This window comes from Mesorhizobium sp. M1399 (assembly GCF_040317735.1).
GTDB lineage: Bacteria > Pseudomonadota > Alphaproteobacteria > Rhizobiales > Rhizobiaceae > Mesorhizobium.
Map to the genome: position 1 here is coordinate 108,832 of NZ_JAMYKZ010000006.1, position 19,510 is coordinate 128,341.

Sequence of the window (19,510 nt, forward strand, 5' to 3'; positions counted from 1 at the left end):
CGTGCATGCTGGAAGGGGACCTAAAGGATCGGCGCGCCGGAATAGGAAGCGAGGAACGCGTCGAGTTGCTGACTGGCTGCCGTCGCGGCCTGCTGGGCATCGACCCCGCCAAGCTGTGCCGACTGGATGGCATCCGAGATGATCTTGTAGGCTTCAGGCGGAACCCGCGGTTCGGCACGCGTTCCCGGGTGGATTTCCTTGGCGAAGGTGCCGAACTTACCCGTGCTGAAGACATCGGCGCCGGCCTTCAGTGCGCTGTTGCGCGGCGGCATGTCGCTTTTGGCGACCGTGCACCAGTTGACGACCCGGTCGATCGATCCCTGATCCATCGAGGCCAGCGCCCAGGCGCAGAACTGGGCGGAAGCATCCGGGTTCTTGCCCCCGGCATTGGCGACGAAGGCCCAGCCACCGCCGACGGTGACATATTTGCCATTGGCAGGTGTCGGCAATTTGAAGATGCCGTAGGGCACGTCCTTGGCGTTGTTGTCCATCGCCGAAATGCCCCAGATGCCGCAGCTCTGCATGGCGCACAGCCCTGCCCCGAGATTGGCGACGATGTCGAAGCCGCCGCCGACCACCTGACGCGGCGCCACACCGGTATTGATAGCATCCTGCCAGAGTTTAAGCGCCTGGACCGTGGCCGCCGAATCGAAGGCGCTCTTGCCGTCCTTACCCTGGAATTCGCCGCCGCCCTGCCACAGAAACGGATACCAGGTGAAGTTCTGGTAATAGCCAGGCGTCGTTTCGAACAGCACGCCATAACGGTTGGGCGTCGTCAGCTTCTTGGCAACCGCCAACAACTCGTCCCAGGTCTTCGGCACGTCGTTTTCGTTGAGCTTTGCTTCCTCGAACGCTTTGACCGAATAATAGAAGGCCATCGGCTCGACCTCCATCGGCACGCCGTAGATCTTGCCGTCGACCATGCGGTTGGCGATGACGCTTTCCGGGAAATCGGCTTTCGCGGCATCCTCGATATGCGGCGTCAGGTCGGCCAGTACGCCGCCATTGTAATAACGCAGGAAATCGCCGGGGCTGATGAGGAAGATGTCGGGGCCCTCGCCCGACGCGAAGGCCGTCGCCAGCTTGGAGCCGGAGATGTATTCGCTGTTGACGACATATTCGAGCTCGACCTTCTGGTCGTGGCCGTCGTTCCAGTCGGCCACCAGCTTTTCGAACCACTGGACCTGTGGCTTCACGTCTCCGCCCGGCGCATAGAACTGCCAGAATTTCAGCGGCGCTTCCTGAGCGCGCAAGGCCATCCTATTGATGAACGGGAAGCCTGTAAGGCCGGCGGCGGCGAAAGTGGCGCCGCCCTGGATCAGCCGACGGCGGTTGAGGGTCGTTTTGTCAGTCATCATTTCCTCCCTGGGTGTTGTTCGGTCGAACGTTGGCGAAGGACCTCCGTTCCCTCTGCCGGCATTTGACGTCATGCGCTGTCGGATGGGCTCAACGCGCATGGGATCACTTCGGTGCGCGGCGCGCCCTCGACTTTGCCGCCCAGGCGCTCGAGCAGCATTTCCGTGGCGCGCTTGGCGAGCATTGTCGGGCTGTTGCCGACACGGGTCAGCTTCGGCCTGACATATTCCAGCTGAGGCAGGTCATCGAAGACCGCGATGGCGATATCCTGAGGGATATTAATCGCATGGTCGTAGAATTCAGTCAGCGCACCGGAGGCCATCAGATAATTGGCGAAGAACATCGCCGACGGCAGGTTTCCGCCGTGCTTGTCCAGGAGCCAAGCGACCGCCTCCCGTCCTGACGGGGCAAGATAGCTTCCCTCGAACCGAAGATCGGCGGCGATTGGCACGCCATTGTCGGCAAGCCCTTTCTCGAAGCCCGCGGCACGCGCCATCGCCTCCTTGAAAAAGGATGGCCCGGTGACATGGGCGACGCGGCGATGGCCCCTCTTCGCCAGATACTCGCCCATCAGATAGCCGCCGCCGAAATCGTCCAGCTGGACGCTGTCGACGGCTTGATTGGGGAGATTGCCGATGAAGACGGCGGGCAGATCGAGGTTGAGCAGCTCGCTGTGCATGCCGTGCAGCGCGAAGTCGGCAACGATGACGCCGTCGACCCGCTTGCGCCCGATCTGGCGCAAATACTCGCGGCCGTGATCCTGTGAATGTCCGCCCGGTACGTCGGTGTTGAAGATCAGCATGTCGAGGCCGACCACTTCGAGCGTCGACTGCGCCGTCTTCACCAGCTCCGGGTAGAACGGGTTGCGGATGTCGGGGATCAGCATCGCGATGATGTTGGTGCGGCCGGTGCGCAGGCTCTGCGCCTGCGGGTTAGGCGTATAACCGAGTTCGTCGATCGCCGCTTGTACGCGCTCACGCAGCGGTTTCGATACCCGGTCCGCATGGTTGATGACATGCGACACTGTCGTGCGCGACACGCCCGCTCGCGTGGCAACTTTGGAAATCGTGCTCATAGTGACAGGTTATGAGCACATGAATGCATTTGCAAATCGATTTTACTGACGCCTCGCAGATTGGAGTCGTCCGGCGGATTGCTGCACAAATGACCAAAGAAAAAGCCGGACTGTTAAGCCCGGCCAAGCGTGAAGGTCTGTAACCTCCAGAGGGGAACGCGCCGGACGCAATGGGAGGAGACGTCCGACGCAACTTTCATATGGGTCTGTATTGGTGACGTTTCAACGACATGGCAGTGGACCAACGTCGCTGTTGCCATAGTGCCAGGAACGCAAAGCATTCGAAGGGAGCGGTGGATCGCAGCTGCCAGTCGGATACAAAGGTTGCCGAATGCAAGGCGGGGTCCATTGCTCCTGGCATAGGGACTTCAGTCTGTAAGACTGTCGACCAAGGACCTGCACGGCCAAACTTTGGTCCGAGGCTGCTATCGCAAAAGCCCGAAATGCGAGAGTTTCAGGAACTGAGTTCCAAAGAACCCCGTTGCGATGCCGACTGGTACAGGAGGCCGCTATGGACCCGAGCATTCATCAGGCACGTTGGCTGCTTTTTCCGTTGTTTGGCCTGTGTTTCGGGATCGCGGCCATTGGATTTATTGTTGGCTGACGGTGGGAAGTCGGCGCTATCACCGAGAGACGCAACCAACGGAAGGCAAAAGACTTGCGCAGTAAATAGTCCCTTCCTGCGCCAGCGAGACCCACCAGTTACCATCGTGGGACTGGTGGGTCTTGACGTCCCGGATACAAACCATTGTTTTAAGCATGACACGAAGTCGAACAGGAGGCAGCACGACAGGTCCGTATGATTAAGGGGATTTACGACATGCGACTGGCAAGTTCATTGATGACGACCCGGAGACGAAGGACCAGATCTTCACGAGGACGTCGTGTCGGTATTTCCGTAATCGTGTTGACCTTCATTCTCGTCGTAGGCCCGTATCGCGTCATGTTCGACGGACCGTCGCCGACGCTCGGCCCGCAGGCCGCCTGTGCCAAAGACGGCGGGAACGGCAACGGCAATGGCGGAAACGGGAACGGGAATTCAGGCAATTCGGGTGGAAACTCCGGCAATTCAAACTCGAACGCTGGAGCCGGCAAGGGCAAAGCAAAGTCGCAGGACGACAATCCCCCTGATCCCGCCCCTGCGGTAAACCCCGACAGCAAGCCAAAACTCTTTGTCAACGCGACCACAGGAGACCGGGTCGAGGTGCGTGGGCCGAGCATTGGCGTGGTGCATTCGAACGGCCTCAGCGAACGCATCGACAGCGGCCAATATGAAATGCGGGATGCCAAGGGCCGCACCATCATTCGGCGCCTGGCGACGCGTTCCGATCGGGACAGATTGCTTGAAATGATCAACTGAGGGCCAGTTCACATAGCTGCGCTGTGCGGCAATTTTGGCTCAAGCATGATCGCGAACAGTCGGATGCCGGCGCTCAGTCGCGTCGCGCAACGTCATTGCGGCTTCGGTCCTGTTGCTGACGTTGAGCTTGGCCAGGATTCGCGTCATGTGGTGCTTTATCGTTTTCTCATGCAGGTTCAGCCGAAGCCCGATCCGCTTGTTGCTCAGTCCCGCGGCAACCAGCGTCAGGATCTCCCTTTCGCGGCTGGTGAGTTCGGCAAGTCCGTCAGCTTTCGCCGGCTCTTTTGATTGAGCCGACAGATCGGCCAACAGGCGCGCCGATAATTGTGGACAGACATATCGTTCGCCCGACGCTACCGTGCGCAGGATCGCAGCCAACGTCCTCGATCCGACCCCCTTCAAAACATAGCCCCTTGCCCCGCTCTGCAACGCGGTCATCACGTGCTGGTTTTCTTCCGAAACGGTCAGCATCACGATTTTCAATGCCGGCTGCCGCTCCAGGGCCGGTCCGATCACACCAAGGCCACCTCCGGGAACCGAGATGTCCATCAGCAGAATGTCGGGCCGCTGGTCTTCGATTATCCGCAGGGCGTCATCTCTGCTGCTTCCTTCACCGACTATCTCGAATCCGCCGATCTGATCGAGCGTGCGCACAACGCCTTCCCTGAACAGAGGGTGGTCGTCGACGATGGCAAGCTTGATGGCTGCGGTCATGTCTGCCCCATTTCAACGATGTTGAGAGCCATTTTCACGATCGTGCCACTTTGTGAGGAAGTCACGGTAAACTGGCCCCCGAGGCTTTCCACCCGCTCGCGCAGCCCAACGAGCCCCAGCCTCTCGGGACGCACGATTTGTGGGTCAAAGCCAGGGCCGGCGTCGGACACTTCGATACAAACGCGCTCGCCGTCGAAATGTTTCTCGACCGACTGACCTTCACCTCCGGCATGGCGAAATCCATTGTTCAGCGCCTCCTGGACGAAGCGGAAGATGCAGATCTTGGCCGCCGGCGACAACGTCGCATGGCCGCCGGTCATCGATAGCGCCACTTTGGCTCCGGTTCGTTCTTCGTGCGCTTGCACGGCAAGCTCGAGAATTTCGGCCAACTCGGCATGCTCGATATGCGGCAGGACAAGGCCCTTGCTGATACTCCTGATCTCGCGCATGGCTTCGTCCAGATGTGCTTTGACGGCTAGCAATTCCTGTGCACGTTCGGCTGACGGCGTAGCGGGATCGGCAATGACGGGGCTGTCGATCCCCAGCGCTGCGAGAGCAACCAGTTGCGCGGGCCCATCGTGCAAGTCCGCACCGATGCGCCTGAGATAGCGTTCGTTGAGTGCGGTGGCGCGCTGCGAGGCACGCTGCACCTTCAGCCTCAACAGTCTGTTTTGAGCAAGCAGGTCGGAGAGTTCAGCAATGCGCTGCTTCAACGAGCGGCTCTGCGAACTGATCGTGCGGCTGCCACGGAACACGATTGCCGACAGCCCGAGAAAGAAGGCCGTTGTGACGGCGGCAACGTCCAGCCAGGTTCGAATAAGTGCCTGATGCAGGTTTCTTTCGAAATCAGTGGCGACCTCGTAGAATTCCGAAACGGCCACCACTTCCCCCGACCATGGCTGCAGCACCGGGTTGTAGATCTCGAGGAGATGCAAGCCGCTGGCTCTTTCGGCCTCGCTGTCCGGATCGTCGAGCTTGTCGAACTCCGAAACCATTTGGCCTGCAAACGCCGCGCGGAGATTGCCGCTGGGTTCAAAGCGCTTGCCGATCAATGTCTTGTCGGTCGAATACAGGATGGTTCCGTCGCGACGCCAGAGCTTGAAGGATTCGAGCCTTGTGCCGAGTGCCCCTTGTCCCAGCGTTTCATCGAGCGCGTGGGCGACGCTCTCGTCGAGGACTTCGCTCTTGCGCATATCCGGAAGCAGCGGCGCGATAACGCTGTCCACGTAAAGAGCCGTAGCGGATGCCGAATTCTGCGTGACCACGGCTTCTATGTGGCTCGTGACTGAAATCCCCACCACCACCATGGCCGACAGGGAGAATAGACCACCCGCGAGCAGGAACTGCGTGGCCAGCGACAACGCGTTCCAGCGGCCGACAAGGCTTGTCACCCAGTGTGGCCTAGTGTTCCGAGTGGCCCGCTCGGCAACACGCCGCATCAGTGGCGCGATTCTGGAGAACCGGCTAATTTGCTGTCGAACGTCGCTAAAAGACGCCATCCTTGGTGTGTAACCGATCAATTGCGATGGAACTAGGGCCTGATGAGAGGGCGAACAGCGCATCCGGCGCTTTTTTGCGCAACTGTCTCATTGCGTCGTTCGGTAAAGCTCGGACGCGGCCTGCTTCAGTGCCGCCCGTCCATCCGGCCTCAGATACATCATGTGCCCGCCTTCCAGCACCTCGGCGCGAATGGGCTTTGCGCCGGCAAGTGAAGGAATTTGACCAAGCAGGTAGCGCGAGCCCATGTACGGCGTCACCAGGTCGCTGTAGCCGTTGACGATCAGCACGCCGAGATTGGGGTTCAGCGTGCGCGCCTGCTGAAGGTCGTCCATGACACCCGCATAGCCCTGACGCGTCGGGCTCGTTCCATAGTCCCAATTGCCGCTAACTTCGCGGTTGAGAAGCCGATAGCTGATATCCGTACGGAAGTTCAATTCATCACGCACGTAGCCGACGAAAGCAGAGGTGAGCGCCGGCACGCTTCGGTCGAGCACCGGATCGGGACCCTCGACTCCAAGGCTCTCTGGCGCCACGTCCGCCGTCGCGATGTTGCCGTCATAGGCGCTGAGAACATTGCCCTTTGCCCGTGCAAACTCCTTGGCAAAGAGCCCTATGGGAATGCGTGCAAAGTGCCGCTGGACAAGGTTGAGCGGCAGACCGGTGATTTCGGCGACACGCTGGCTCGCCAGCCGTCCACCTTGCTCCAGTCCACCGGCTAGCGCGGCCAGATAATCGCCGAGCGCATAGCGTTCGACTTCTGCCAGCCGCTCCTGCAGAGCCGGGCCGGAAACGCCTTCGCTGTGCAGGCGCACTGCCGCCAGCGACGGCAGTTCCAGCGCCCAGTGGAGCGGCTGGAACTCGTCCGGGCGCACCAGCGTGAATTCGAGCGCCGGCGAAATCAGCACGACGCCGCTCGGGCTGATGCCGATGTCTTCCTGAAGCTTCCTGGCGAGCAATGCCGCCCGAAACCCGCCATAGCTTTCGCCGGCAAGAAACACCGGCGATGCCGTGCGGTTGGTCTGCGCCAGATAGAGCCGGATGAACGCGCCTATCGACGCGGCGTCCTGACTGACGCCCCAGAAGCTGTGTGCCTCCGTGCCGGGCGCTTCACGGCTGTAACCGGTTCCGACAGGGTCCACAAAGACCAAGTCGGTCATGTCGAGCCAAGTGTCGGGGTTATCGAACAGCCTCTGTGGCGGCGGCAGGAAACTTCCATCGGCCGCCGTCGCCAGGACCCGCGGACCGAGCGCGCCGAGGTGCAGATAGGCGGAAGCTGCTCCCGGACCGCCATTAAACACGAAGGTGATCGGACGCCGCCGATCCGGTCCCGTTTCTTTTCCGGGATGCAGTGCATAGGCGACATAGAAAATCTCGGCGGTGATATCGCCTTTGCCGGACGGCAATGACAGCGTGCCGGCCTTGGCCTCGTAATCGAGCGTGCGTCCGGCGATGACGATCGAATGATCGGAAGTCTGCGGCGGCGGCAGGAGCGAGAGAACCCCGCCTGTGGGCGGCGGCCGCTGGGCCGCCTCCGCATGACTGGCCCCAGCGCCGGCGGCCAACAGCAGAAGAGCGAGGGCGATTTCTTGCAGCTTGATAAGCATGACGTCTCCGGAGCAATTGGCTGGAAACTAGCACACCGTCGGCCGAACCAAAGTCACAGCACCGTGCGCCAGTACTCGGCGTCCAGGCGGAAGACAGGGTGCGAGGGTCATGGCAGCAGCGTCAACCCCTTGCAGCAGATGCGCGGCGGTGGCGCACCAAACGACTTCGTGAATTTCTGCCGGTTGACTCGACTGGCTCACTTCCTAGGTTGGCATTCGGGGCTCCCATGCAATCCGAAGTTGGTATGACATCTTTCCACACACGAAAGCTTGCCCTTCTCGTTCTATCCGTAAGCGCCGCCATCCTGTCCTCCTGCGTCATGCCCGACGACACGTCGAGCACTGCGAAGGAGGACGCCACGGCGGCAGCAGCCCGCAAGGAGATGGTCGGCCTTAGCGAAGCGGATGTTCGAATGTGTGCCGGCTTTCCGACAGCCACCGCCGATGTTGGCAGATCCGGCCAGATCTGGACCTATCAGCGCGTCGTTCAACGCGGCAATCTCAACATTGTGGTTCCGACCGTGGCCATTGGCCCCGTCCCGGCGCTCGGAGGTTCCGTCAACGTCGCCCCCGGCGGCTATTGCAATACGCAAATTCGAATGGTTGACGGCCATGTTGCCGAGGTCGCCTACGCCGGCGACAACAACCTGCCGAACAACCGCGACGGACTCTGTGTCAGCACGGTGGACGCCTGTGTCGCCTATGCCCGTCAGCGCCATCCAGTCAAGGCGATGGGTCGCACGCGGTAACCGGGATCAGACACGCCTCTGATTGATTTGCCGGCTAATGGATGCTGCCGGATCTCGATTTGAGCACCAACGACGTACCTAAATTTCTGCTCTCAAGCGCCGATCCCATCACGAATGGCGCAGAAATAGCGGTCGGTTCCGACCTGTCCGCCCTTGAGGGCAATTTCCAGCCCGTCAATCGCCTCGATGCGCGAATGCGCGAGACAAAGCGGCGAGCCCGGCGATGCCGGCAGCGGCATTCGCACCGTCAGCGCATCGACGCCTATCTGGCCAAGTGCGTGGCTCGACGTATCGCCGCCGGCGATGACCACGCGCAGTAGCTTCTCTTGAAGCGTCAATTCGCGGAGAAGCTCGCCAAGGCCGCGGCCAAGCTTATGGCGGGCGCCTTCCCGGAGATCGATTTCAGCACCGCGGTCGGCCGCCGGTCCGAGCGCGGTGTAGAGGATGACGCTGCGCCCGGCCTTCAAGCTGGAGCGGCCGGTTGCAACCGCGCGCGCAATAGCGTCGTTCGAAGCCTCAGAAACCAGTTCGACCGGGTCGATCTCGATCCCGTCGAAGCCATCGGCTAGAGCATGCCGGATCTGCCGTTCCGTCGTCGGCGAGCAGCTCCCCGAGACCACGGCGATCCTGTCGGCAGCGCCCGGCGGCGAAAACGCGAGTTTGGCATCCACGATCCGGTTCGATGCCCATTCGGCCAGCAAGGCATATTCGATGCCTGAAGAGCCGACGACGAAATAACCGCCCGGCCTGCGAGCGCGCCATATCTCCTTGCCGGCAAGCGCCTGGGTTTCCAGGCTGTCGGCATCGAAGAGCACGATGTCTGTGCCATTCTCCACAAGCCGGTCGAATGCTTCCGACCGCGACGCCGATTGCAGCGTCGCCAGGTCGACCAGCCCCGAGCTGAGGTCTGTCTGGCGCGACAGATGGATCAGCAGGTCGGATTCGTCCATCGGCGTGGTCGGATGGCGGCTCATCACGGGATGGCGATCGATACGGAAATATTTGTCGCGGTAGGCCGCGAAGAGATGACCGAAGGCGGTGTAGCGCTTCAGCTGCGGCGCGCCGACCACCAGCGGCACGCCGCCTTGCCGGAAAACCGAGCGGCCGATCTCGATCGCCCGGCCGATGCTGCCGATTGCCGGGCTGGAATCGAAGGTCGAGCAGACCTTGTAGTGGCAGATCTCGGCGTTGAGGGTCTTCAGCCAGGCGAAGGCATCTCGCAGATGCGTGTCCATCCACTGCGGCGTCTCGCTGCGGCTGGTGCCCGCCAGACCGATGGCGCGGCAATGCGCAAACTGCGAAAGCAGCGCCTCGTCCGGCTGGCGCATGAACAGCACGGTCGGCACGCCGCCGAGCTCGAGCGCTTCCATGACGTCGGTCGAGCCGGTCAGGTCGTCGCCATAATAACTCAGAAGCAGGTTTTGCATGGCGTCAGGCCGCCTTGCCGTCGCCGAACTTCTCGATCGACCGCGCCAACTCGACATGGCTCAAGGCATAATCCGCCAACGGGATGTCTTGGACCGCCGCCTTCCAGGCCTGCTGCACGGCGCGCACGCCGGCGCCCGGCCCGTCCGGGTGGCTGACGATGCCACCGCCGCAGAGATAGAGAAGATCGACCGTCCGGCCGGTTCGCCGGAAGGTTTCAGGCGCCTGCCCGCCCCACTGGCCGGAGCCGGCGACCGGCAATGCGCAATCGGCCGGCGAAAAGATCGGCGTGGTCACCGCCTTGAAGGATTCGACGAAGGACCAGTCGGGTTCCCAGTATTTCGAGGCGATGCCGTTGATCTGGAACTGGTCGACGCCGAGCAGGCGCCAGAACTGCTGCCAGACCTTGAAATCCATGCCGAGGCCGGGATGGCGGGTGAGAATGTCCCAGCCATTGCGGTGGGCATGGAGCACAAGGCTGGAGCGTTTTCGAAGGTAAGCCATGCCGCCGAAACCGATCGAATTGATGTTGACCACGGCGCAATTGCCGCCGGCGTTTGCCACCAGGTCGTGGTTTCGCATCATCTCGTCGGGATCGGCATGTGAGATGCCGAAGGCATACATGACCTTCTTGCCGGTCTTCTGCTCGTGGTCGAGGATCAGCGGCATGATTGCCCTCACCCGCTCCGACAGCGGTGAATAGGCCGGGCTCATCAGCTTCTCGTCGTCCTTGATGAAATCGACGCCGGCGGCAATCAGCTCTTGCACCATTGCGGCCGTCTCGGGCGGGCGGAGCCCCAGCGCCGGCTTGACGATGGTCCCGATGATCGGACGATCCGCGACACCGGTCAGCCTGCGGCTGCCCGTGACGCCGAATTGCGGGCCCGGATGCGCGCCCCGGTACTCCTCGGGTAGCCTCATGTCGACGACCCGGATACCGGACAGGCCCTTGATCGAAAAAGTGCCGCCGATGGCGATGGTCATCAACGCCGACAAGTCGGTGCCGATGGCGTCTAGCGGAAACGCGATGTCGACGTCGGCGCGCTTGACCGGGCCATTGCGCGCTTCGGGACCGGTTTCGGGAACAGACGGCCGATCCGCATCCGGCAGATGCCGTATCGCCAGGACTCGCGCCGCGACCCTGGCCTTGAGCTCTTCGGTCTCGCCGGCCAGCGCGACGAAGGTTCCGGTCGACTGGTCGCTTGCGATCTTGGCCGCCAGCGCCTCGATATTGCCGGGCGTTTCGATGCAATAGGTGAGAACAATCATATTCGCGCGGCCTGCCGGGGTGGTTCGAAAAAGGTTCCTTGGCCCTTGAAATCTGGTATAATGAGTACATAAGCTTTGCAAGCCCTATCCGGCTGGGCAGGGCCGGGCGAGCCGGCAGCAGGCGTTCCGGAATTCACGCCGGAAATGCTAGATAGGGGCCGGTCAAAGGAGTGATTCGCGACGATGAACCGTTCGGAGCCGATCGTCCGGCGCAAGCTTTCCGACGAAGTATTCTTGAGACTGAAGCGCCTGATCACCAGCGGCGAATTGCTGCCGGGTGACGACATGCCATCGGAGCGCGAATTGATGGAGCGCTTCGAGGTCGGCAGGCCGGCGATCCGCGAGGCAATGCAGGCGTTGAGCAATATGGGCCTCGTCGCGATCTCGCATGGCGAGCGGGCGAAAGTGCTGCAGCTGACCGCCAAGTCGATCATCAAACAGGTCGACGGCGCCGCCAAGATCATCCTGTCGTCGTCGAAGGACACGCTGGAGCACCTCAAGAACGCGCGTATCTTCTTCGAGCGCGGCATGGTCAGGGAAGCCGCGGAGAAGGCAACCGCCGAGGACGTGCAGCGGTTGCGCGCAACGGTTGCAGAGCAGCGCAGCCATCGTGGCGACTCGGAAGCCTTCATATCCGCCGACATGAAATTCCACACCCAGATCTCGGCAATATCCGGCAATCCGATCTATGTCGCCGTCAGCGAGGCAATGCTTGGCTGGCTAAAGGAATACCACACCGAAATGCTGATCTGGACCGGCAAGGAAAAGTTCACGCTGACCGAGCACGAAGAGATCATCGGACGCATCGAAGCCAAGGATGCGGATGGCGCCGAGAAGGCGATGATCAAGCACCTCGAACGCTCGCGTGCGCTTTACGTGATGAACTCCGGCAGCTGAAAACCAAGAGCAAGGTCCCGACCGGCCTAGCGGCCGGCTTGCTCTCGGCTTACTGACTGACCACAGATCAGCCTGAGCCCGGACCGACGCAGTTTTCTGTTGCCCTCTGAATCCGATGTATTTGCCGCGTGTTTTCATTCAACGATTTCAGCATTTGCATCTTCCCAGCCATGGATTTCCGCGGCCCGCTTTCGTCAGCAAGCCCGCATAGGCCCTCCTGGAGCCCCTCGCGCTTGTTCTGGAATTGGCAATTTTTGCAAAGACTATGCTAAGCTTGCCATCCACGAGAACGACACTGGAGTACCGCAATGGCTGTCAGGAGCCTCCACGTTGTGATCTGGCTGCCGTCGAATTTCTATTCAGCCGTCGTCTCGACGCTCGTGGAAATGTTTCAGCTTGTGAATGACGTCTGCCGTTCGCAGGTTCTCTCCTGTGAGTTCGTTTCAAGGAGCGCGCCGTCGGCATCAAGCACCGGAATTTCCTTCCCGACAAAGGCTCAACCATCCCGGAAAATGGATGTCCTGATTCTCATTGCCATGCCGGGTGTCGAGATTCCGGAGCTTCTGCGCTCGCTCGACGAGGAGAGTGAACATTCAAAACCGCTGATCGCGCTCGCGCAGCAGCAGGACGCAATCATCGCAGCGCATTGCGGCGCGTGTTATCTGCTCGCCAATTCGGGATTATTGGACGGTAAACGCGCGACGATATCCTGGTGGCTGAGAGCCGAGGCAAGCCGCCGGTTTCCGCAAGTGCGATGGGACGCTTCCCGCCTCCTCATTCGCCAGGACCGCCTCTACACATGCGGAGGCGGGTTTTCCGGACTCGAACTCGCCAGGGCTTTGCTGATCGATCTGGGCTTCTCGAAGGAAGAGCGGATCATTCGAAAACTTCTGGTTCTCCCGCCGCCGCGCACATTCCAGAGTCCCTACGAATTTTCCCTCGATGGAATTTCGAACGGGGCCAGCCCATTCGAGGACAAGTTGCGTGAGCTCTCGAAAGACAAGATGTCGGAAATCGATCTGAAATTTCTGGCAACCGAATTGGGCATGTCTTCGCGAACCCTGTCTCGCAGGTTTTTCGACGAACTCCAGACAACGCCGGGAAAATGGATCCAGGAAAGGCGGCTGGAGTTGGCAAGGTCCATGCTTGAGGAAACGAAACTGAGCGTTTCAGAAATTTGCTATCGGGTGGGTTATCAGGACGTCGCCTCGTTCAGCCGTCTTTTTTCCAAGACAACTGGAATGGCACCGGGCGAGTTTCGAAAGCAAATCCGGTGACAACTCGGCAGCGGAGTGCTGCGGCTACACGCAACCGCTCCGGAAGTGCGGCTGCCCATGAGCCTCGGCAAATGACTTCAGCCGATCCTGACGATTGCGTAGGGTGTCATCACAAGATGGTCTCGGCCCGACGTATCGCGCGGAATCTGGCGTGACATTCGTCCATCCCAAATCTTGAGAGGGCCCTGATCGGAGCCGAGCCCGGAAACGTCGACCGGAACGTCGACCGGGGTAAGATTCGCCAGCCAGACGATGATCTTGCCTGTCTGGGAGCGGCCGGCAAGTGCCAGCACCCGCCTCTCATCGGTCGTTGTCGCCGCCACATGCGCATGGCCGGCCAGATCGCAAAGTCCTTTCACCGCGTGGAAAATCGGCCGGGGTGTACCTTCTTCGACAGGTTCGCCCGACGAGGCCAATACGCCGAATGGTCCGGTGAAGCTGCAGAGCGTCAGCATTTCGAGCCCGGCCGGCGCAACGCGCGCGGCATAGCCGATCGTCCATGCGGCCCCGAACAGCCCGGTATGGCGAGGGTCGCGGTCGGCCATGGCAATGCGCTGACTGTCGGGATTGGCCTTGGTCGCACCGCCATAGGGGTTCTGGCGCATGGCAATGGTCGACGGCCCGATCCGATAGGGTTTTGGCCCGAAGATCGCCCTCACCGAGGCTGTGATGGAAGGCAGCGCCTCCAACGATTGCATGACGCTGAGATCGTCGGCGGCGTGCACGATCGGGCAGGTGCAATGCGTGACGAAATCGAGCGGGTCGGCCGGCACACGCTTGCGATTGAGTTCGGTGAAATAGCTGAACATGCCGCCGCCGAGGCGGCTGTCGGGAAAGGCGCGCCGCGTCGCGGCATAGACGTCCTCGAGCGGCGGGCAATGCGGCCACGCGCTGCCCGGTGGCGTCGACTGCCGGTCGACCGAGGGCGAGAGGGCAATGGCCGAAAGCTTGAGCCCGGCCTGCCGCACCCTGTCGGCGACGCCTGAAAGCTCGGCGTCGAGATCGCCGTCGCCGGCAATGACACATTCGAGCGTTGTCCGGACCGGATAGGCGGCGGCGAGCTGGGCGTAAGCCCGCAAGGCGTCGAGTCCATGGCCACGCGTCGGGTCATAGTCGAACATCAATTGCTGCGGACCAAGCTCGGACAGCGCCGAAAGCTTGCCCAGCGCCGCCTCGACCTCATTCGGGTAGACGATCACGCCGATATCCGGCAGCGCCGGTCCGGCTTGGCCGAGCGTGACGCGAATTGGTTCGGCGCTTGCCGCAGCAGCCGGCACTTTCCCGCGACCCTCTATCCGCAAGCTGATGGTCTGGCGGAAGGTCTTGCCGGCAGGCAGCACGTAGGGCCATGGCAGCGCGAGCGGCCGGACATAGGTCTTGTAGGAGGCATCCGACCAGTTGCGCTGGTCTTCCATCTCGAAGGCATCGCCTTCCATACGGCATTCGGCGGTGACGCCCGCCCGGACCTCATGGGTGATCGCCCGCAGATCCTTGAACGGCTGCCAGGGATCGATTAGTTCTGGGAGCCGCGTTGCGACCACGCTGCCGTCGGTATGCTCGACCGTGACCGGGCTGCCGGCCAGGCCGGCAATCGGATGCAGGATGCAGAAGCCACAGCGATTGGTTTCGAAATCGCTGTCGGGACGAGCGCTCACGTCGAAGACCAACTGGCCATCGGCGGAGCTCTTGATGGTCGCGCGGAAGCCGAGTCGACTGCCGTCCGGTGCCTGGCAACTTGCCGAATAGCTGACGGAAAATGCCTCGGCATCTTGCTCGATGGCAAGGTTGGTGAGCGCCGGCTCGTAGGTGCCCCAGTCGCGATCTCTGACGATATAGGCGATGGCGCGCAGAACTTCGGTGCCGCCCTGCCGAATGTTGCGCAGATTGCCGTTGACGAAGTCCGCCGTCAGCGCACCGGCGCGCAGCCTGACCGGTTCGACTTCAACCGCATGCGTGCCGTAAAGGAGGAAGGCGTCGGCTGTCATTTCAGCAAGGCGTCGAGTTGCACCGGTTCGCGGCTTGCGGCGCCGGCATAGGCCGCCTCGACCAGCGCCAATGTCTTGAGGTTGTCCGCGCCCGAGGTCGCGGGCTCGGTTCCGTTGGTCAAGCAATCGACCCAATGCTTTTGAATGGCGACGACGCTTTCCTGGATGTTGTGCCACGGCCGCGATGCCCAAGGCAGCAGCGGCGGCGAGACGTCGCTGACAGCCGTTCCGCTCCTGCCGGTGACGGTGAGCCGGTAGCCCTGCGCCAGCCGGATCGTGCCGTCGCTGCCGTCGATTTCGATCAGCGTCTGCGGAAACGGCTCAGTCGCGAGCTTGCTCGCGTAGCTGCAGTCGACCACCGAAGTGGCGCCGCTCGTGTGGTCCATGAGCATCGTCGCAACATCCTCGCCGGCAATGGCAGGGTTGACGCGCGCCGTTCGCGCAGTGACCGTCGAGACGTCGCCCAGCAGAAAGCGGGCGATGTCGAGGATGTGGATGCCGAGGTCTTCGATAATGAAGCGCTTTCCCGTCGCCAAATAGGGCTGGCCGGAAAACACGTCGTAAGCCGATCGAAACGAGATCCGTCCGAAGAAGGGTGTGCCGATGTCGCCGCTGTCGAGCACGGCACGCACCGCCTGGATCGGCGACTGCCAACGAAAATTTTCGTGCACCATCAGCGGCACACCGGGGACGGCGCATGCCTTCACTATCGCCTTGGCGTCGGCAAGCGTCGGCGCGAACGGTTTTTGGCAGATTACCGGCACGCCGTGCTGCGCCGCCATCTCGACGAGGGGACGGTGGCTCGGCGCGGTGGTGGCGATGTCGACGAAATCCAACCTTTCGCCGGCAAACAGTGCTGCCGCGTCGGTATAGCGCCGCGCGACCCCGAACTGGTCGCCGACGATCCTCAACCGGTCCGGATCGCGGTCGCAGATGGCAGCGATCGAGGCACCCTCTATGTCGCGCCAGGCATGCATCTGGTTGACGGCGAAGAAGCCGCAGCCGATCAGCGCTCCCCGCAGTTCCGTCATGTCAGCCGGCCTTTGCCATCTGCATCAGCGTCACCCGGCTCTGCAGCCGGCGCTGTGCCTGGTCGACGACGACGGCGACGATGATGACGAGGCCCTTGATCACCATCTGCCAGAACGAGCTCACCCCCATCATCACCAGCCCGTCCGAAAGAATGCCGATGACGAAGGCGCCGACAATGGTGCCGCCAATGGTGCCGCGTCCGCCCGACATCGAGGTGCCGCCGAGCACTGCCGCGGCAATGGCGTTGAGTTCGAAGCTCTCTCCGGTCGCCGGATGCGAGGCCATCAGTTCGGACGAGATGATCAGTCCGACGATCGCCGCGCAGAAACCGGAGAACATGTAGACGAACATCTTCACCATGTTGACGCGGACGCCCGAAATCCGCGCCGCCCGCTCGTTGCCGCCAACGGCGAAAATGTGGCGGCCGAGCGGGGTGTACTTGGCGAGATAGGCGGCCCCTAATGCAACAACGAGCAAAATCCACAGCGCGACGGGCAGGCCGAGCAACCGGCCGGCGCCGAGAAAGCCGAATCCGGTGGTGCCAAGCTCCGGCTTGCCGACGAGATTGGGGAAGGTGCGCCCGTCGGACGACAGCAGCGCCAGGCCGCGCGCGACATAGAGCACGCCGAGCGTGGCGATGAACGGCGCAACGTTAAGCCTGGTGATCAGCAAGCCGTTGACGGCGCCGATCAATATGCCGACGGCAAGCGTGATCAGCGCGATCTCGAAGACGTTGAAATAGATGGTATAGCCGACCTGCAGGTCGATGCCGTTGAGCACGAGATAGCGGGCCACCATGCCGCACAGGCCGACGATCGAGCCGACCGACAGGTCGATGCCGCCGGTGATGATGACAAAGGTCATGCCCATTGCGAGGAATGCGTTCAGCGCCACGTGCTTCGACATCAGGATAAGATTGGCGGCCGAGAGGAAATTGGGGGCAGCTATCGAGAAGAACAACAGCACGGCGATCAGCGCGATGAACGTCCTCGCCTTCATCAGCGTCAGCAGGACCGAGCCGCTCGAAAGGGAGGTGACCGCCGCCTTGGCTGGAATGTCAGTCATGCGCCTTGCTCTCCGTGCGGGACCGGTCCGTGGCCGAGCGCCGAGGCAGCGACGATTGCGGCCTCTGTCGCCTCGGCGCGGTCGAACGTACCAGTCAATTTTCCATTGCTCATCACCGCGATGCGGTCTGACAACGCCATCACCTCATCGAGATCCGAGGTGGCAAACAGGATCCCCAGGCCGTCGCGCGACAGCTTGCGCATGGTGCGGAACACGTCGGCCTTGGCGCCGACGTCGATGCCGCGGCTCGGCTCGTCCATCAGCAGCACCTTCGGTCCGGTGAGCAGCGCCTTGCCGATCACCACCTTCTGCTGGTTGCCGCCCGATAGCGACGAGACTTCCTGCGCCGGATCGGCGACCTTGATCGCCAATTCGCGCACGGTCTGGGCCACCGCCTGTCGTTCGGCGGCACCACGAATGTGGAACAGGCGCACGAAACGCGACAGGCTGGCCAGCGTCAGATTGCTGGCGACGGAGAGGGTCGACACCAGCCCTTCGCGCTGGCGGTCTTCGGGGATCAGCGCCAGGCCGCGGCGGATGCGTCGCGTCGTGTCCCGCTCGTGCACTTTTTTGCCGGCAATGAATATCGTTCCGGTCGAATGGCCGTGACGGCCCATGATGCAGTCGAACAGCTCGCTGCGTCCGGCTCCCATCAGCCCGTAGATGCCGAGGATTTCACCGGCGCGCAGCGACAGCGAGACGTGGTCGACCGCGAGCCCGCCGGTGACACGCGGCAGGCAAATGTCCTCGGCACGGAATATCTCTTCGCCCGGAACATGGCCGTCGGCCTTGGCGAAGTCCTTGGCGTCGGAGCCGATCATCTGCCGCACGATCCACTGGGTATCGACGTCTTTCATCTCCGCCTGGCCGGTGATGCGCCCATCGCGCAGCACGGTGATGGTGTCGCCGATGCGGATCAGTTCCTCGAGCCGATGCGAGATGTAGACGATTGCCACGCCGCGCGCCTTGAGGTCGGCAATCACCTTGAACAGGATCTCGACTTCCGCCGCGCTGAGCGCCGAGGTCGGTTCATCCATGATCAGGATGCGCGCATCGAGCGAAACCGCCTTGGCGATCTCGACCAGTTGTTGCTGGCCGATGCGCAGATCCTCGACCAGCATGTCGGGCCGGATGCCGGCTTCCAGGCGTTCAAGGAACTCCGCCGCGCGGCGCTCCTGCTCTTTGCGGTCGATCTTGCGGAAGCGGTTGGTGATCTCGCGGGTGGCGAAAATATTTTCGGCGACAGTCAGATTGCCGAACAGGTTCAGCTCCTGGAACACCATGCCGATGCCGCGATTCACCGCATCCCCGGATGACGAGAAGGAAACCTCCTCGCCGTCCAGCAGAATGCGCCCGAGTGTCGGCTGCTCGACGCCCGCGATGATCTTCATCAGCGTCGATTTGCCGGCTCCGTTTTCGCCGACCAGCACGTTGACCGCGCCCTTGCGCACCTCGAAATTCGCCCGCTTGACTGCGACGGTGCCGGAATAGACCTTCGAGACATCCTCCAGCTTCAGGATGACATCTTGATCGCCGCTCATGGCTTCGGCCCGATCTCTGCCTCCGCCGGCGTCACCAGCGGCAGGTCCTGGCCACTGCCCGGCGTATAGGCGCCAAGTACCTCGACGCTGCGGCCCTCGAGTGTCTCGCGCGGCAGCTTGGAAAGCACGGTCTTGTCGGCATAGGCGTTGAACGCCTTGCCGAACTGGGCGAAGTCGATCTGATTGGTGAAATCGTTGAACTGGATGAAGTCGAGGCTGTCACGCAGGGCGGTTCCACGCATGGCGGGGCCGATCTGCACCCGCGCATCGGCCTTGCCGTCGCCGTCGGCATCGATGTCCATCGTCGCCGCCCGTGACTGTGTGTTGGCTGCAACGACCTTGCCCTCGAGCCGAACGGCGAAGGTCCATGGCGAATTCGCCTGCTTCTTCGGGTTGCCGTATTTCGCGCCGGCAGCGGCGGGGTCGGCCTTGGCCAAGGCATGCACCTCGGGAAACGGCCCGGCCTTCTGCTGCAGATAGGGTATCACCTTCGTCGCCCAGATGTCCTCGACCAACTTGTCGGGATTGAACGCGGAGCCAGTGCCGCCGTTTTCCGCCGACGGCGTCGGCAAGATCTTGCAGGCGGTCAGGCTGACTATTGCTGCGAGGAACAACGCGACAAAGATCGGCCGGGTCAGCGTGTTGAACATGTCGGCTCGTT

16 protein-coding genes are annotated in these 19,510 nt (G+C 62.0%); 4 read left to right on the plus strand and 12 right to left on the minus strand.

The window, feature by feature from the left end; all coding sequences use genetic code 11:
* Positions 1–20: 20 nt before the first annotated feature.
* Together NKH05_RS12050 and NKH05_RS12055 are read right to left on the minus strand one after the other, a co-directional pair.
* Complete coding sequence (locus tag NKH05_RS12050) at positions 21–1,355, minus strand: ABC transporter substrate-binding protein (protein ID WP_023720276.1); 1,335 nt, start codon at positions 1,353–1,355, stop codon at positions 21–23.
* A gap of 71 nt (positions 1,356–1,426) precedes the next feature.
* The gene (locus NKH05_RS12055) at positions 1,427–2,431 is read right to left on the minus strand and encodes a LacI family DNA-binding transcriptional regulator (protein ID WP_023720275.1); all 1,005 of its coding nucleotides are present in this window, start codon (positions 2,429–2,431) and stop codon (positions 1,427–1,429) included.
* A gap of 907 nt (positions 2,432–3,338) precedes the next feature.
* Here NKH05_RS12055 and NKH05_RS12060 point away from each other — a divergent pair.
* On the plus strand, positions 3,339–3,791 hold the full coding sequence (locus NKH05_RS12060) for a hypothetical protein (protein ID WP_051409701.1): 453 nt from the start codon (positions 3,339–3,341) through the stop codon (positions 3,789–3,791).
* A 39-nt stretch (positions 3,792–3,830) separates the two neighbouring features.
* Here NKH05_RS12060 and NKH05_RS12065 read toward each other — a convergent pair whose 3' ends face one another.
* The 3 genes from NKH05_RS12065 to NKH05_RS12075 form a co-directional block, all read right to left on the minus strand.
* Positions 3,831–4,505, minus strand: a complete 675-nt coding sequence (locus NKH05_RS12065) for a LuxR C-terminal-related transcriptional regulator (protein WP_023720273.1) — start codon at positions 4,503–4,505, stop codon at positions 3,831–3,833.
* The gene (locus NKH05_RS12070; protein ID WP_352482096.1) at positions 4,502–5,944 is read right to left on the minus strand and encodes a sensor histidine kinase; all 1,443 of its coding nucleotides are present in this window, start codon (positions 5,942–5,944) and stop codon (positions 4,502–4,504) included. The genes NKH05_RS12065 and NKH05_RS12070 overlap by 4 nt, the downstream gene beginning before the upstream one ends.
* Before the next feature lie 147 nt (positions 5,945–6,091).
* Positions 6,092–7,609, minus strand: coding sequence for a S10 family peptidase (locus tag NKH05_RS12075; protein WP_352965025.1), 1,518 nt, complete (start codon positions 7,607–7,609; stop codon positions 6,092–6,094).
* A gap of 320 nt (positions 7,610–7,929) precedes the next feature.
* On the opposite strand from NKH05_RS12075, the gene NKH05_RS12080 reads away from it, so the two are divergent.
* On the plus strand, positions 7,930–8,358 hold the full coding sequence (locus tag NKH05_RS12080) for a hypothetical protein (RefSeq protein WP_352482004.1): 429 nt from the start codon (positions 7,930–7,932) through the stop codon (positions 8,356–8,358).
* Between the two features lie 92 nt (positions 8,359–8,450).
* Here the strand turns inward: NKH05_RS12080 and NKH05_RS12085 are convergent, their stop codons facing one another.
* A complete protein-coding gene (locus NKH05_RS12085) occupies positions 8,451–9,785 on the minus strand; it encodes a four-carbon acid sugar kinase family protein (protein WP_352845622.1) in 1,335 nt (444 codons plus the stop codon).
* 4 nt (positions 9,786–9,789) lie between these two features.
* On the minus strand, positions 9,790–11,052 hold the full coding sequence (oiaX, locus tag NKH05_RS12090; protein ID WP_353025442.1) for a 3-oxo-isoapionate-4-phosphate decarboxylase OiaX: 1,263 nt from the start codon (positions 11,050–11,052) through the stop codon (positions 9,790–9,792).
* A gap of 183 nt (positions 11,053–11,235) precedes the next feature.
* Here oiaX and NKH05_RS12095 point away from each other — a divergent pair, with 183 nt between their 5' ends.
* A complete protein-coding gene (locus tag NKH05_RS12095; protein WP_023720267.1) occupies positions 11,236–11,949 on the plus strand; it encodes a transcriptional regulator NanR in 714 nt (237 codons plus the stop codon).
* Positions 11,950–12,257: 308 nt separating this feature from the next.
* Complete coding sequence (locus NKH05_RS12100; protein ID WP_352506275.1) at positions 12,258–13,226, plus strand: GlxA family transcriptional regulator; 969 nt, start codon at positions 12,258–12,260, stop codon at positions 13,224–13,226.
* Between the two features lie 77 nt (positions 13,227–13,303).
* Here the strand turns inward: NKH05_RS12100 and apnL are convergent, their stop codons facing one another.
* From apnL to NKH05_RS12125, 5 genes are read right to left on the minus strand one after another with little or no spacing between them, the layout of a single operon-like run.
* Positions 13,304–15,211 carry a D-apionate lactonase gene (apnL, locus tag NKH05_RS12105; protein ID WP_353025444.1) on the minus strand — a complete coding sequence of 636 codons (1,908 nt, stop codon included), beginning with the start codon at positions 15,209–15,211 and terminating at the stop codon, positions 13,304–13,306.
* On the minus strand, positions 15,208–16,242 hold the full coding sequence (locus NKH05_RS12110; protein WP_353025445.1) for a Gfo/Idh/MocA family protein: 1,035 nt from the start codon (positions 16,240–16,242) through the stop codon (positions 15,208–15,210). Before NKH05_RS12110 ends, apnL begins: the two co-directional genes overlap by 4 nt.
* Position 16,243: 1 nt before the next feature.
* Complete coding sequence (locus NKH05_RS12115; RefSeq protein WP_353025446.1) at positions 16,244–17,308, minus strand: ABC transporter permease; 1,065 nt, start codon at positions 17,306–17,308, stop codon at positions 16,244–16,246.
* On the minus strand, positions 17,305–18,849 hold the full coding sequence (locus NKH05_RS12120) for a sugar ABC transporter ATP-binding protein (protein ID WP_352494746.1): 1,545 nt from the start codon (positions 18,847–18,849) through the stop codon (positions 17,305–17,307). The genes NKH05_RS12115 and NKH05_RS12120 overlap by 4 nt, the downstream gene beginning before the upstream one ends.
* Positions 18,846–19,499, minus strand: coding sequence for a DUF2291 family protein (locus NKH05_RS12125; RefSeq protein WP_352918270.1), 654 nt, complete (start codon positions 19,497–19,499; stop codon positions 18,846–18,848). Before NKH05_RS12125 ends, NKH05_RS12120 begins: the two co-directional genes overlap by 4 nt.
* Positions 19,500–19,510: the final 11 nt, after the last annotated feature.